The sequence below is a fragment of the Leptospira fainei serovar Hurstbridge str. BUT 6 genome (genome assembly GCF_000306235.2).
In the GTDB taxonomy this organism is placed as follows: Bacteria; Spirochaetota; Leptospiria; order Leptospirales; family Leptospiraceae; genus Leptospira_B; species Leptospira_B fainei.
The window spans coordinates 472,118-488,844 of record NZ_AKWZ02000010.1; the positions used below are offsets into that span (position 1 = coordinate 472,118).

At 44.0% G+C, this 16,727-nt stretch carries 6 protein-coding genes; all 6 read right to left on the reverse strand.

Translation table 11 applies throughout. The features are described from left to right. Positions 1-15: 15 nt before the first annotated feature. The 6 genes from LEP1GSC058_RS11355 to LEP1GSC058_RS11380 all read right to left on the reverse strand — a co-directional run bounded on the left by LEP1GSC058_RS11355 (position 16) and on the right by LEP1GSC058_RS11380 (position 16,622). On the reverse strand, positions 16-435 hold the full coding sequence (locus tag LEP1GSC058_RS11355) for a hypothetical protein (RefSeq protein ID WP_039948585.1): 420 nt from the start codon (positions 433-435) through the stop codon (positions 16-18). A 56-nt stretch (positions 436-491) separates the two neighbouring features. Further along, entirely contained in the window at positions 492-1,100 is a 609-nt protein-coding gene (locus tag LEP1GSC058_RS11360) for a lipoprotein, tandem type (protein WP_016550830.1), read from the reverse strand. A gap of 8 nt (positions 1,101-1,108) precedes the next feature. Next, a complete protein-coding gene (locus LEP1GSC058_RS11365) occupies positions 1,109-6,976 on the reverse strand; it encodes a TIGR04388 family protein (protein ID WP_232224680.1) in 5,868 nt (1,955 codons plus the stop codon). Positions 6,977-7,213: 237 nt separating this feature from the next. Beyond that, a complete protein-coding gene (locus LEP1GSC058_RS11370; protein WP_016549662.1) occupies positions 7,214-7,660 on the reverse strand; it encodes a hypothetical protein in 447 nt (148 codons plus the stop codon). A 23-nt stretch (positions 7,661-7,683) separates the two neighbouring features. Further along, positions 7,684-8,343: a lipoprotein gene (locus tag LEP1GSC058_RS11375; protein ID WP_016550222.1), complete on the reverse strand. Its 660-nt coding sequence runs from the start codon at positions 8,341-8,343 to the stop codon at positions 7,684-7,686. Positions 8,344-8,354: 11 nt separating this feature from the next. Beyond that, complete coding sequence (locus LEP1GSC058_RS11380; protein ID WP_156860682.1) at positions 8,355-16,622, reverse strand: TIGR04388 family protein; 8,268 nt, start codon at positions 16,620-16,622, stop codon at positions 8,355-8,357. Positions 16,623-16,727: the final 105 nt, after the last annotated feature.

Genomic DNA, 16,727 nt, shown 5'->3' on the forward strand with positions numbered 1-16,727 from the left:
CTGTATATTTAATCATCAATGTCTTTTGCAAGCAACAAGCCCCTTCTCATCAGTAGGTTTCGGTTCCTTATCGAATACGTTAAACTTCAAATACCTTAGAGTTTCGTTCGTTTTGAGCGTAAGAACATACGTGTCCTGTCCGCAAGGATCTAAACTTGCTATTTGGTCAAATTTATCTCTATCCGAATCCAAGATGGGTGAATATTTCTGAACAAAGGGCGGCTCATTTCTTCCGATCTTTGCCCCAAAATAGTATTTATAACCGCCAAAGACATTCTTAGGTCGCTTTAAAATAAGATAAGATAAGGATTCTTCACTACCATCATATCCATATGCAACTGAATCTTCAAGCTTCGTACTATCTAACAGTAATTTCCCCGTAAAAATTAAAATACATAGCAAAACAGCATTCAAAAATAGAGACAAGACAATCAGCATCTTCACAAAAATGCTTCCAATATAATGATGTAGAAAACGCGTTTACTCAAAAGCTACTTTAATCCTTTTTCGGCTCTTTCTTTATCTAACTGTTCTTTTTCCAGGATATATTTCTTCTCATCTTCGTCCGCTTGATTACTAAGTTTTTGTAATTCAAAATGCCTTTCTTCACATTCCTCGAATGTATCCTGTCTACCAAATCTAACTGAACGCATCCCAGGTCCTAAAACCAAATCGATATCTCCGAGAATACTAGATCCCTGAAGCCCCTTAAAATTCTGATAAACGCGAGCTTCTAACATATAATTAACATCCTCTGGCTTTCCTGATTCGTTAATATCAAACTTCAAAGTTGATTCACCATTTTGATAAATGAGTTTATAATTAATTGCGTCTATTTTAACGGCTTGCAATTCATATGTTGGCGGAAAACCGATAAATTTCACGAATGCTCTTTGTTCATCAGGTCTAAAATCAAAACAATAAAATGCATTTCCAACCTCTCCTTTTACTCCCAAGAAAGTCGCCATAGAGCCGCCCAATTCATATACCGAGCGTAATTTCCTTTCCACCCTGTCTCGCTGCTCGGCCACTTTATCATGACATGAAAAACAAACTTGAATTATCAAAAAGAATAGTATTTTGGTCCTTAAATTTTTCATTCGATATCCTATTTATAAACTGCGAATATTCTTAGTGAATTCCATGCTTCCGGCGGAATCACTGATCCATGTCTCAATGCCTTCGTATCTCCATTTTGATCCGAGTAGAGTATAGCTTGATCCGTATGATTTAAATATAAGGGCCTGCCGGCCTCATCCATTCCAATTTCATAATAATGATTGGGTCCGGGTTTACTCCTCATATTCAAAAGGCCGTCGACCTTACTATCAGTATCGGCCCAGACTTGCATTACTTGACCTGGCTTTAAGGTTCTATAGATCTCTTGGGTTTTATCAACAGACATCGGAGAACCCCCAAAATCATTCGCTTCATTAAATCCCATTCCAGTCGGCATCCAGTCAGCTCTCGCAACTTCCTTATCGAAACCTGCAAGCCTACCCCCATCAAGCACAATTCCAGTTTTAGTCGTCTCTTTTCCAGGTTCAATATCACCTGACAGGATCTTATTCATATAGTATTCCCCGAATGACCACCCGTGTTTCCCATTCGCTATGCCCTGCATAAAATTAGAGTCACCACGACATATTGCCGACTTGCTCGCTTTTGCAATTTCATCGGAACTATATTTATAATTTCCCGATTTATCTTTCGCAAAGATTAGATTATGATTTGCTTTAATCCTTTCTAACTGTTTTTCCCCTGTTCGCTCAGATTCTAAACCTGCGAGGACCTTCCGCTCTTTATCCATATTCTTAGTCATATCTTTCTCGAGAATTTTCATGGTTTTCTCATCAATATTTGGATTCTCTCGGAATGCTTTCAATGTATTTGCCATGTCGTGAAGCTTACCTTCAGATTCTTGTATCTTTCTACTAAAATCTTTGTAGACATCAAAGTTAGCAGTAAATTTTGAATCACCTTGAGCACGAAGATAGTCAATTACGACTCTGATCGGAATTTCCATTCCTGCATTTTTATGATCCGCAAATTGATCATTAAATTCTGGAGAAGTTAATTCTCTTAAGAATTCACCCGTACCTTGCGGCTTAAGCTTTGCAAAAGTCCTTTCCATTACTCTCTCGATCCTTGCCATCTCTAGCGGGATCATGACCCTCTTATAAAGATCTGCCATTTCAATCTTTGCTGAACTGATTTTCTTATTTAGTTCTTCTATTTTAACGACATCTTTCTTCGGGGTTGTTTTTAATGCTTTCTCCAATTCAGCAACGGATGTTTTTAGCTCTTTGGCTCTTGCCACATCTTTGTCGCTCTTAGCATTCAATTCGACATCTTTCGATAATTGCTTTGTATTAGATAAAAGCTTAGGATCGTTAAATTGCTCCTGAACTTTATTAGCATAGTCTTTAATCAAATTCTTTTGAATCTCTTTAACCTTAGTCGGATCCGGTTTTACGTACGATACTTTATCTGAACCGGTATCGACCGTTAAATTTTCCTTTCTGACAAATGCCTCTTGACCGTTAGGTTTGAAATACGCTACTTTTTCACCTCCAGGTTTACCATCGACAAATCCTCCCCACTGAAGTTTTTGCTGAATATATCCGTCTTTAGTTACACGAAGTTTTTCCCTCAATCCATCTGGAGTGGTTCTTTCATAATTCACTAAACCGTTTTCAATAACTTTATGATAAGTCTTATCACCCCAGACAAATTTATCGTATTTAGGATCCGCGCCTGGCTTACTTCTTTCGCTAAAATCGGTTAACGCTTTTGTATCGGTATTATTTAATCTATCTTCTTTAATTCTGACCTCATAATTATGCACCAGCACCCCGGCCTTCGTTACAAAATAACTGTGGTTACCCTCTACCTCGAGGTTATACACTCGATCATTCCTACGGATCTCTTCTATCTTACGGATCCCTAACGTACCCGCATACGTATCCGACCAATCAGATTCATAGCTTGCCGTAGGACGGATCGACGACAATGATGTTCCAATCGGTATTCGTTGTTTTACATTCATCTCGGATAGTATCGCTGTATTCTGGATACTGGCAAGTGTCACAGATCGATTCGATGGTGACAAATCCTTCACTTGAGTCCAACCTTGTCCCTTTACATAGAAAGGATGGTTCCACGTAGTCTCTACTGTTGTTCCGTTTGCATATGTGATCTTATGGATTAAAGGTACATCATGGATAAACGTCTCTGTGACTTTCTCATATGATAGCTTACCCGTATTCTCATTGTGAGATAATACGTAATCTCCCACTCGGATCTGCTCGATTGCTTTAAACCCGGTTTGAGTTCTTACTAGCGTACCGGCTACAAAGCAAGAGTCGAATTCAAACTTCTTACTTCCGTCACTTCGGACACCCCCCGTATCCGATACTCCAAACGAAAGTAATACGTCCGATTTCAAACGGGTCCATGTATTCTCGATGACTCCGTCCGACGACTCTCCTTTTTTAAGGCTAATATCAAGATCATATTTATCTTTCAGCGCTACCGCAGTATTCTCAAACTTCGTCTCCCAAGACTCCTGGCCGAACTTCTTGATCGTACTATCCTTATAGTTCTGATACATCTCGAGTAATTCATGTCCTCTACCTTGTGCGATCATCTCTTGCACCGTAGATTCCTTGATCTGACCATTCTCAGACAACACGTGACCCACTACTTCCGCGTTATGGTTCACTCCTTCGGCCTTCAACTCTCCCGCATGTTCTTGGATTACGTTATTGCCCAATTCATTCTGGAAGTTCGCATTCCCGTGTACTGATCCGAACTTATGAGTATTCGGGTCAAAGTCGACAGAGGCCACAGTCGCTCCTCTGTATTGCCCGCTCAGATTAAAGCTGCCGTCGTTCGAATACGTAAGGGAAGCTCCACCGTTCATGACTCCGTTCCAACGACTCGGGACGGTAGTTTTCTCTCCATTCGGTCCGAGTTTCGTCTCTTGGTCGTTACGACCATAGTTATAAAAAACTCCTGCATTCGAGGAACCGTCTTTACTCGCAGAAAGTGAAAGCCCAAGATGGTGGGTACCGTTCGGATTGAAATCGTATCCGCCGTTTACGGTATAATTGCCGCTTCCAGTACTGTAATCGATTCCGAGAAAGGATCCTTTTGGTACGTATCCACCATTATAATTTACGTTAACGTCAAGGCCGCTTCCAGGTGCAAAACTGACTCCAAGACTAACTTCACCGGTGGAATATCCGAACCCGCCCCCCCAGCCGCCTGCTTTTGCATCCTCTCCCATTAGAATATCTGCATTTCGGTGCGTATTCCAAGATACGAAGCCAGTCATAGGCGACTTACCCGCTATAGTCGCTGTCGATAAAATCCCATTTACAAATCCTGCAATAGCGCCGTTCGTTCCGCCCTGTTCACCGCCAATTACTGTTTGCGTAGCCACGTCTGCTATCACGGCCCCGGCCCTAACCATTTGGAAAACGTCCATTGCCTCTGTTGAAAACGTCATAACATTCTTAACGTCACTCGCTATCGCGGCAATTGTTTCTAGTAAACTTGCAGACCCTGCCCCTGCCGTGCAAAAGCTGATCACTGCCGAGGCAACAAGCTCTACAGCCTGTTCCGCTTCGTTGACCCTCTCTTCCCTAGCCTGCTTCTTAGCCTCGCGTTTGTCCATATACGATCTCAACAAGGACGCAAAGTTCTGCACTTCTTGTTCGCTTCCGTTCGGATCGATTGCTTTCGCTATAAAATCAAAGAGTAACTCTCTTTCCTTCTGTTTAATAAACGATTTATTAATAAGTCCTACCTGTGTCTGAGCCTCTAGTGCCGCTCCGGTCACGCTATCCGACCAATCTTTCGATTGATGATAGATACTCTTAGTATCCGATTTACTAAAGATTCCGAATCCCTTCCCTATATCCGCAAGTGTGACTAATACTCCCCGAGCAACTTTCATCACCATCGCTTCGATTCCTCCCTTAAAGAGGACATGGTCCAGATACAATAATCCACCGATTCCCGGTAGCGCAAACTCGGTCGTATGCAATTTACGCAGTTCCGCCTTTGCTTCTTGCCGAGTCAGATATTCCCCTACGATCTGCTCCATCTGTTGCGTATACGCCGGGTCCCAACCCGCTTGGTTCCCGTAGATCTCCACCGACGTCTTCGCTAACTCGATTTTCTCCTGTTGCCAATTCTTCTCTGCGTCTTTATACTCTTTCAGTTTAGCAGCATTCACGTCCTGGCGCACATTCCCTTCGATCTGCTTGTAATCCGCTCCTGTGATTAAATGCAGATCTCTCGCACCCTCTAACCCTACCTTAGCGACCGCTCCGATAACCTCAGCCATCGGTCCATGGCCATTCGCAAGAGCTAATTTCAGTTGCCCTTCGATTCGGCCCAACGAAAACATTCCCGACGTCTCTCCGAACTCTCTCTGCGATTCCTTATGTTTCATGTAAGATCCGACAACTTGTTGCATCTTACTGATCTCATCCGCAGACCACCCGTTCGCCTTGCCAAATTGTGCAGTCGCATATTGGGCCGCTTGGATTTGGTCGTTATGCCATTGAGTGATCGCATTCTTCTCGTCCACCAACTTCAGTGAGTTGATCACTCCTCTCATGTCCTTATCGAACGTCTTCTCTTCTCTCTTCGAGATCACATGTGCGTTCTGCAGAACTCTTGCAGATACTTCCGCTACGAAACCTACAGCTTCTGCAAGAGGACCTTCCAGCGACGCCTCCATCATTCGGACCGACCCTTCCAAACGGCCGATCGATAGCATCTGCCCTCTCATTCCTAGTTCGTTTTTAGCGTCGTTTTGTCTCACGTAATCCGTCATCAATTGTGACGCGAGTTGGATCGTATCCGGTGGCCAGTTCTGGGACTTACCATATTCGGTCATGATGAGGCCGTACACCGCAGTCTTATCATCCCTCCACTGGCTGATGGCCACCATATCCTGCGCATGAAATAGCCCTCCGCCAATTTTATAGATCAGATCTCCGGCTATATAATCGAGTCCGCTCAAAGGTCCCAAAGCTTGGAAGACGTTTCTCACCTCGCTAAGGGCTCGCATATTATGCTCGGCTGCCTTATATGCCTCGTGATCCATATACGCGCCCGCTAAAAAGGACGCCGCTTCCGGAGATAAGTGAAATGCATTCACAAGAAAAGTGGTATATGCGTTTTGAACCATATTACGGGTTTCATGAGCCACCCATTGCTGGGTACTCATCCCGCCCAAAAATACGCTTTCTACAAAATCGGCGACCATACCGGCAGTTTGAGCCTGGTTACTGGCGCTCATAGACGCCTTAGTCTCGTTCGCGCTGTTCAGAGCATCGTAACCCGCCAACTTGGAAAGGATCGCATTCGAATAATTGCTATTCGCAAAGAAATTATTCACTCCTGCAAAGCTAGCTCCGATGGTTTCCGAAATCCGATCCACCTCATGGTGATCCGGATTATTATCGAAGATATTACCCACTCCGCCCCCGTGACCGAGCAGGAACGCGGGCGACGGCCCGATCGTGATATGCTGAGCCCTCTGGGTAAAATGATAATTGGATGCGTTATCTCCCTGACCGACCGCATCCCCTGTATAGATAGCCTCGTCTAGTTGGATATTCCCTGCTGAGTCCACTCGTACATTCGAATATTTTAATGTCGTATAACCGTTACAGGCCGCTGCGGTAAGATCCGAGCCGCACTTGGAAGTTAAAAATTGGTCTATCGTCTCGTTCCCGCATTTGCTCGTCGCTGGGTCGCAATAATTAACGTAATTCCCGTCTTGGTTTACTATATACGTCCTACCGTCGTCACCTCGTTTCGTCGATAGGTTACCGCTATCTCTTAGTAGCTGATCCTGGCCGTTTTGAGTAAACGTCTTCTCATGCGATGGACGATGGCGCCTCCTCACTTCGTGAGGACCGGGCTGCCTCCGGGTTCGCGGAGTCCCGCTCATCCCTTCGCTGCTCTTTGGGTTATTCAAGAGTTCTCATTCTAACCAAGCTCGGGACTAAAGCCCTGCGCATCCCTGGCGCTTTACTTAGTTAGCAATTTTGTCTTCTTCGAAGTTCTATCCGCCTTCTTCAAAGAATCGTTGTCAATGACCGACTTGCTATCTCTTAACAGATAACCCAATTTAGTATAGTAAGAAAGGAGAGTAAAGATATTTTGAATACACTCAAAGTAAAAATCATCACGGTCGACCTCTCTTACACGCCTTTAGAGTCTTCTCATCTGCCACTTGCGGCTCTTTATCGAATACGGTAAACTTCAGATACCGTAGAGTTTCGTTCGTTTTTAGTACAATCACGTATACATCCCCACCGCATTCTGCAAGCTCTTCGATCTTATCAAATTTGTCTTTGTCAGAATCTAAGATTGGAGAGTATTTTTGAACGAAAGGAAGTTCGTCTTCAACCTTCTTACCGGCAAAATAGTATCTGTGAGCACCGAATACATCCTTCGGGCGTTTGAAGATTAGATATGTAATACCAGCTCCTGGAGAAGCTTGCGTTCCGAATTTTCTAAACTCGATCGTGTCTTGGAGATTCATACTTTGTTTTAGTAAGTAGCCGGCATATAGAAGTCCAGCGGTTAAAAGGAGAATGACGAAAACGCAAATGCTAAGAAGGGTTTTCATGCAGAAGTGAGTTCTCTCTTTACCTATCGATACTTTAAGTTATTGTATCCGGGAGGACGACAATCTTTCCAGGGACGATTCTTCTCATCACTTTCCCAGCAACCGGAAATCTCTTGTTCCATTTCGCAATCGAGAATCGTCTTAAAGCTTTTTACATGAATTGGATTTTCTAATAAATACCCACTAGAATACACTTCATCATACCTGATTTGAGGGTTAATCTCTTCGTTCAATTGAAAAAATTTGACGTGGACGCCCTTCGGAGTTTTACTCTCAAGTATAAAGACCCCTTTTAATATTTCTTGGTTTTCAAAAAGAACTTTAAAATTATTCTCTTCCATTGGTTGCAACTTAAGAGAAAAAATATTATCCTGACCGCTGAATTTGATTTTTATTTTTCCCTGGTTAGGCTCTATTTCTGCACAAATCGATCCCTGGCTTGCGCTTCCGAGTTTAGGGGCCCATCGTTCCGAAAAAGATATATCATACACCCCTTTAATGGTCGGATCGTTAAGCTTCATAATGATTAAATTTTTCTCTTCTTGCTTATCCACTTCGCTTACTGCAATATCACGCTTTTCTTGAGTATCTCGAGCATTTTCTTCCGACTTACATCCATCTCTACAAGAAAAAAGGAAAAACAAAATTGTAAAACTTACTATTAGAACCCTATTTAGTACCACTCGCAATATCCTCAATAATATATCTTATATACCTTCGTTCTACGATCAAATGGAATAAGCTCTTTAACCTTTGCTCCTCCCGAGTAACCGCCGGTATGATTGTAATTCACCCAACCATTTTCCGTTTTCAACCACAGACAGTAGTGATTCCCTCCAGGGGTTCCGTTAGTATCGTCGTATACTTGGATAACTTTGCCGGTAGGAAATTCATTCAATTTTTGCTTTAAGCTATCTACAGGTATTGGATTCACGATTCCTTTCAGCTCCCCGGTTTTCGGATCCAAGCGAACTCCGCCGAAATCATTCGAACCTTCCGTTTCCACTCCCCAAGACTTCGAAAATCCAGGGGTATGACCCAAATCAACCACCGGTGCACCCTGGCTAAAGCCCAAGTCTCCACTGATTCCTTTGTACGTATACCATTCTACAAAGCTAGCCTTCGTTACTTTAGCGTCGACTGCTTCTAAGTAATTCGTATACGTCCGGCAAATCTCCGCTGCTGTTTTACTTCCCAACTCAGGACTCCAACCTCTCTTAACAAACTCTACAAATTTGTTATAATTCTCCAGCCTTTGTGCACGGTCCGGTGCATCGTGTGGAATCGAGGGCTTTAAATCGCCTTTAGCATAGGCCTTCTGCAATAATTCAATAGCCACCGTTAATTGAACGGCTGTTCCATGAGTCCTATCTTGTGCACCTGCCTCTCCGCTATTTAAGCGCTCCATGAATTCTTCCTTAGATTCGCCGGGCCTTTGGGATATATCTTCCAAAGCGCGAGTCGCTGTCCTAATCCATTCCTCTCTTGGAACCTCGTTTTGTCTAGAAGTACTTCTATTATTAGCCAAATCTTTTACGATATCTTGGATTTCCTGCATCCTTGCCTTATACATGGGTTCGCCTGCTTTAAAGCCCAAGACTGATTGCGCTTTTACGCTAACTTCATTCATTAAAAGATTAGTATTTTGCCCTGAATTTCCGAACTCTCTCGGTTCCTTGTTGAATTTCGCAAACTCGCCCGTATATCTTCCATTCTCGTCTCGCGATTCGTAACCTAATTTGGTATAGGAAGTTTTAGCGGTTTCGTAAAGTTTATCCAATTCTTTATTAAGCCTAAATTTCTCCGTTTCTAACTTACGAATTCTGGCTTCCGCTCCTTCCACTTGAGATTTGTTAGCTTTAGTAAATTCAAGCTCGTGATTTACGACCGTTAGCTCCTTACTAAAAGAATTCATTTGCCGTAATTCTTTGACTCCAAATCCATGCTTCGAGCCATCGATACCTTTCTCTGACCAAAGCTTACTTAATTTATCCGTTATATAACGACTATCTGCGGCCTTTTCATACGGTGCGAGCGGTTCTTCTTTAAATCCATTCGCCTTATTGGCGTTTCTCTCGGCTAAATTCGTTTCATTCGCTTTAAAATATGACGGTTTCGATTCTCTCGCCCCAAGTCCCATAAAACCGCCCCAAACGGTTTTATGCTCTATATACCCGTTCGACGTAACCCGAATTACTTCTTTAGATCCGTTCGGGCCTTGACTTTCATAATGCACTATTCCCTTTTCAATTACACGATTGTAGGTCTTATCCCCCCATTTAACTTCGCCATATTTAGGATCGGAATTCGGTTTACTGAGCATTGCTAAATCATCCGTTGGGATCTTTTCTAATCGGACATCGACTTGATAGTTATGAACCACAACAAACTCATTCCCCACCTTAATGAAGTAGTTATGATTCCCCTCGAGCTCGATGTTATACACTTTCTGGCTATGGATGAATTCTTCTACCTTACGGATTCCAAGCGTTCCTTCTCTTTCCGTCTGCCAGTTTGTTTTATATTCTCCAATATACGAATTCTCTCCAAACATAATAGAAGCCGGAGATAACACAGAACTTCTGGATAGCTGCATCTTCAGCTTGGCTCTACGGATACTCCGTTTTGTAATGCCTCTATCTCCGATTTTTAAGTCCTCGGCTTTCACCCATGCGTTTCCTATCACTCCGGAATTCTGATTCCGATCACCTGGATTCAAAACTGCAAATGGGTGGTTCCAGGTAGTCGTGACCGTGACATCGTTCTCATAACCTATCTTATGAATCGATTTCACATCGTGAACAAACGTCTCCGTGATCTTTCTGACTTCTACCTCTCCCGTCTCTTCATTGAGTGTATTTACTTCCTCTCCGATCTTTAACGAGTCAATCCTGCGGGTCCCATTAGGGGTTAAGATCAATTGCGATCCGTCAAAACAGCTAGATACCCTGAACGTTCCGTCTTTATCGACCGCAAGTAGCCCAGAGTCCGAAATCCCAAACATCATCTTGATATCCCCACCAAGTCTGGCGAGTGTCTTGCCTATCTCTGTCGTCGGAGAATCCTTGACGTATTCTAGTTTCAGATTATTCTTCTCTGCAATTTCTCGCATGTCTCCGCGAACTCTTTCCGATTCCACTCCGTTGATTAAGGTTTCTTTATTTTGAGAATACAGTTCCAGAATCTTCTGCTGTCCATCCGGACTATTCATCATGGACAATCTTTCTGATTCAGTTATAATATTATTCGAGCTTAACGCCTGACCCGCAAGATCTGATATTTTCTCTAGATTCTTTCCGTAATTCTCACTTGAGTTCTCCTGAACTCTCGCAAGCAGCATCTCGTTTTGCCAGTTTGCATTGCCTTGCACTTTCTCGAATTTGTGACTATTCGTGTCATAAGATACAGAGGCTACCGTTCCACCTAATACCTGACCGCCTAAATTGAATTTACCGTCATTCGAATAGGTAAACGTTCCTCCTGAACCTCTCAAATTAGGCGGTGTGCTCGTTTTCCCGTAATTGTAATATGCACCTACGCTAGCGCTTCCGTCTTTACTTGCAGATAATGAAAGTCCTAAGTGATGAGCGTTTGTAGCACTACTCTTATATACATCCATCCCTCCGTTCGCTGTATAGTTCCCGCTTGAAAGGTTATAATCTAACCCTACATATCCACCGTGGAAATTATAATTCAAGTTCACATCCAAACCGCTACCCGGAGTAAACGTTAAGCCACCGTTGATCGGGAGTTTATATTCGCCTGGAAGTGCTGCGCTTATACCGCCTCCCCAGCCTCCGGCTTTTGCTTCTTCTCCCATTAAGATATTCGCATTTTGGTGAGGTGTCCAAGACACAAAACCGGTTATAGGGAGTTTATTCACGATCGTTGCTACACTGATGAGTCCGTTTAGAAAGCCAGCAACCGCTCCATTCTTACCACCCTCTTCATAACCCACATACGTCTGAGAACCGACCATCACCGCTTCCGATCCATACTTAACCGCATTTAGGCCATCCATCACAAATGAGGCTTTATCCGCTACGTTGATAAAGTTTCCGATATCCTCGAGCACTTGAGCTAGTACCCCGACTCCGCTTCCACCGGAAGCCGCAGTCAATAATACTCCTGCCACCACTTCTACGGCTTGTTCCGCCTCATCCATTCTCTGGCGTCTTGCCTGTTTCTTCGCTTCTCTCTGGTCAAAGACTTTCTGCAATAATTGTCCGATCAGTTGCTGTTCCGCAGGATCTCCGTTCGGATCCATCGCCTTGCCGATCAGATCGAATACAAGTTTTCTCTCTTGCTCCTTCCACCAGTGTTTATCTAAATCTCCTTGATGCGATTGCGCAGTAAGAGACGCTCCCGTTATACTATTCGACCAGTCTTTTGTTTGCTTGTAAAAGTCCTTCGTTTCCGATTTTGTAAATAACCCGAATGATCTTCCTATATCCGCCGAAGAAGTCAAAATTCCACGGGCAACTTGCATAAGCATACTACTCAATCCACCCTTAAACAAGCTCCGATCGAGGGCGGTTCCACCTACGCTGAGAACATCTTCTAATAGATGTAGTTTTCGTAACTCGCCTCTCGCCTGCTCCCGGGACACCATATTGCCGACCATATCCGCCACTTGGTTCACATATGCGGGATCTAACCCCGCTTGCTTCCCGTAAAGCTGCACCGCATCCTTCGAGATAGAGACCACGTCCGCTTGCCAAGTCTTGATCGCATTTTTCTCATATACTAGTTTGATTTCGTTGATCCCGTATCTAAGATCCTTATCGAATTTCTGTTCTTCCCTAGAAGAAATCATTCCGGTCGAATGCAAATCGTGAGTTATATTTTTTACGATAACACCTTCTATTTCCGCCAACGCACCGCTCATCGATGCTGTCATCGCATGGACCATTCCCTCAAGTCTAGGTACTGAAAGTAAAGCACCCTTCATTCCTAGCTCAGTCTTTGCGTCGCTCATTCGGAAATAATCGGTTACTACCTGCGATACGAGTGCGATCTGATCCGGGGGGAAATTCTGAAGACGCATCGCTTCTGATGCAATTAAGCCGTAGGCGGCATACTTGTCCTCTCTCCATTGATGGATCGCTCGTAGATCATCCGCGTGTGTGATATCGATTCCAAGACCGACTAATCCGTTTAAAAGACCTCCATCAAGAAACATGTTTTTTAACAAATTATCTATAGGTCTTAAAATCCCCATATTATGTTCGGCTGCCTTATACGCTTCGTGATCCATATACGCACCCGCTAAAAAGGACGCAGCTTCCGGGGATAAGTGAAATGCATTCACAAGAAAAGTAGTATACGCATTTTGGACCAGGTTATGCGTTTCATGAGCCACCCATTGTTGAGTCGTCATCCCACCTAAAAATACGTTTTCTACAAAATCGGCAACCATACCTGCCGTTTGTGCTTGGCTACTAGCGCTCATTGACGCCTTAGTCTCGTTTGCGCTATTCAAAGCGTCGTAACTTGCCAGTTTAAAAAGCGTTGAATTCGAATAATTGCCATTCGCAAAGAAATTATTCACTCCCGCAAAGCTAGCTCCTATGACTTCCGAGATCCGATCCCCTTCATGATGATCCGGATTAGTATCGAAGATGTTTCCCACTCCCCCACCGTGGCCTAGCAGGAATGCAGGCGATGGTCCGATCGTGATATGTTGAGTCCTTTGTGTAAAATTATAATTCGACGCATTATCTCCCTGGCCCACCGCGTCCCCAGTATATATTGCCTCGTCTAGTTGGATATTCCCCGCGGAATCCACTCTCACATTCGAGTATTTTAATGTAGTATATCCGTTACAAGCTGCCGCAGTCAGATCCGAGCCGCACTTGGAAGTTAAAAATTGGTCTATCGTCTCGTTCCCGCATTTGCTCGTCGCTGGGTCGCAATAATTAACGTAATTCCCGTCTTGGTTTACTATATACGTCCTACCGTCGTCACCTCGTTTCGTCGATAGGTTACCGCTATCTCTTAGTAGCTGATCCTGGCCGTTTTGAGTAAACGTCTTCTCATGCGACAAGCTCGTCGCCATCTGTTGCATATAGTTCATGCGATCGTTTAACAACGCGTTGTTAGTAGAAGACAAAAGGGTCAAATTCGAAGCGCCGCTGATCGCTTGATTAAACGAAGAGGAAAAAGAATTCAATAGTCCGAAATTCAGGGAATTATATTGGGCCTGCGGATTGATTCCAGACAATTGGCTAGTGACATTGCTAAATAAAGAGCCGGAGTTGGCGCCGGAACTAGGAGTGGCGGAAATATCCGTTCCAGAGCTAAAATTCAATTTTCCGAGCAATTCTTGGGAAAGTAGTTGTGCGTCAGCTTGATTTTGACTACTCTTCAATTTGCTATTGGCGGAAGCAAAATCTAGATTGGCCTTAGTTTGCAGTTGATTCATCTGAGTCAGCCAAGTCGTCTCACTCGTTTGTAGGTTCTGCAATCCTGTAGAGTAATCGCTCTGTGCCTGAGCCAAAAGAGTCTGCTCTTGTAAATGCCAAGCCGCATACTGAGCGTCAAAGGTACTCACCTGTGCCGTCCAATTGGTAACGCTCGGGAGCACATTTTGGTTCCAGTTGTACTGAAAGCTTTGCAACTGAGTGGCCAAATTCTGCCAGGTCGTTGCATTCGCGCCCGAATTAAAATTGGAAACTGTATAATTCAGGTTGAGAGCAATCGCATCCTCACTCCACTGAACCAATCCAACAGCGCAGATCAATGGCCAACCGTAGCAACCGGACTCATCCTCTAGATAGTCGTAAAAATTAGAACCGGGAGCCCCTGCAATCGTATGATTACTCGAATACGTCTGATTGGCTCCGATAACCGCCGGATCTCCAGTAAATATATTTCCATAACACCCAAGCCAGTCATGGCAATAGGCAGGATCAGCGCTCCAGTTATTTATTCCACCGGATGTATTACCGGGAAAGTTTATATCTTGAAATGCAGTTAAATCGGAGGAATTAATTCCAGTCACTAAAGAGCCTGGTCCAAACCCACTTAAATACTGAGCTAAACATGCGGCATTAAAATCATTTGCATGGAATGCATCGTTATTATAAAAAAGGGCTGGGCAAGCTGTGCTTCCACCAGCAGATAAACTTGCAGAGTATGCATTCGTTAAATAATTCATAAACGCAACTTCCGCCTGATGAGTCGGGTTCTGCAAATACTGCACGATATTCCAAGCGAGACCGACAGCTCCTGGGCTTGAAGCATTTCCACTTAGAAAATCTTGCCTCGTAATGTATACAAGAGTTGGTGACTGAGAAAAAGGGTTACCGGGGGTAGGCATAAAGGATCCGTTCTGGATATCTACGTTCGTGCTCCCTCCGGATTGGTACAGAGCCACCTGGCCCTGTGCATTCTGGATCTCCTGGGCCAAAAATCCGGAGATCGCATTCGCGGCATACACGAGTGAAATTTCCATGCTTTGGATATGACAAGTATCTGCAGTCGATCCCGTAGTCGGACAGGTAATGCAATTCAAATCTCCGGCAGGACAGGTATTGGAATAATACTGTCCCGTCAATGCACCTGCATTTGTAGCGTCTACAATCGCGTTATAGCAAGTATCTCCAGCAGGACAGCTCGCCGATGTTAAAAATTTCTGTTGGGTGCTATCATACCAACCTTGTTGACAAACTTCTCCCGTATTCAAACAACTCTGAGGGTACGAAAGCATCTGCGACGTGCTCTGATCGAATATGGCTAGACCGGTTTTTCCCTGAGTGATTGCCGTTTCGATATTATTGATTAGATTTTGAAATGCTTTTCCGTCCGCGTTCAAGGAAGTATGAATCGAAGCAAAGGAAGTACAACCGCTGGCTGCACTAGCAGGGCAACTCGGATTCACATAACTGGACGTCGTGGTATCGTACATCAGTTGTACGCAAGTATTCCCCGCAGGGCAACTGGAGACGAATTGGCTCGAAGTCGTATCGTAAAAATAATTATTGGAACAAACGTCTCCTGGCGGACAAGTCGCCGCAATTGCTGTTCCGGTACTCGTATCCTTTAGCGGAGTCACCGTATTCCAAAACAGATCGTTCCCGTTTAAAAACTGTTGATACCCTGCAATCGTTTGATTGATCTGATCCTTTACGCCGGATTCGTAGGATTGGATTTGTTGCAAATAGGCTTGGTATTGAGACTCCGTCTGGTTGATTTGTGCAAGCAAACCTTGATAACTCTTGGTCAAGCTTTGGAGCCCCTGTTCATAATTCCAAAGTCCGTTTTGGATATTAGAATTGAATTGGCTGTACCACCGTTGTTCCAACTGACTCAAGGACTGCTGAGAGGTGCCTAAAAGGCTAGTGTCTACTCCTTGAATCCCGGTAACATTAGGACTTCCTCCCTTGATGAGCGCCTGAAACTCGCTATCGAATTGATTCTTTAAATTGGTGACTGTGGTTAAATTCCCGCCGTAATACGTATCGATATATTGATTCCGTTGAGTTTGGATGGAAAATTCGGCGTCTCTCTGCCATTGGGTCAAAAGACCGGAAGCCTGGCTTTCCAACGTATCGTACACATAATTCTTATAATCCTGAACGCTCTGAAAACTATCCTGAGTCGTGATGCCGCTCACAATACTGGAAATCTGAGCCTGCACCTGAGCCTGCCATTCCGATTGAACTACACCATAGCTTTGTAATACGATCGCATCCCAGTTCGTGGTATCATGCGTTTGATTCGCGACCGAATATGTTCCCTGCATCTGGGACTGCCATTGCTGCCAATTATAAGCCTGAGGGTTCAGTTGCGGAGCGGTGACAGGCTGGGAAAAAACGCCGTCTTGAAGCGGGAAAAGGACAAAAATTATGGAAAAAACCTGGATAATATTCTTAAGAAACCGCCTACGATCAAAAAAAGAAAAAGAACGGTAAAAATTCGATCCTCTACTGGCGGTTTTTCCTGGAGTAACTTGAATCATCGTGTTCCCTCTTCTTTCCTTAGAGAATTCCAAAATAGAATATTGCGTTTCACTTACGTAACCGGTCAACCGGGCTCATTTCGCATAACATCAGCATGCATCGGG

Coding starts and splice junctions, on each gene's coding strand:
- LEP1GSC058_RS11360 (WP_016550830.1), bottom strand. CDS start 1,100: ATGAAAAATTTAAGGACCAAAATACTATTCTTTTTGATAATTCAAGTT.
- LEP1GSC058_RS11365 (WP_232224680.1), bottom strand. CDS start 6,976: ATGAGCGGGACTCCGCGAACCCGGAGGCAGCCCGGTCCTCACGAAGTG.
- LEP1GSC058_RS11370 (WP_016549662.1), bottom strand. CDS start 7,660: ATGAAAACCCTTCTTAGCATTTGCGTTTTCGTCATTCTCCTTTTAACC.
- LEP1GSC058_RS11380 (WP_156860682.1), bottom strand. CDS start 16,622: ATGATTCAAGTTACTCCAGGAAAAACCGCCAGTAGAGGATCGAATTTT.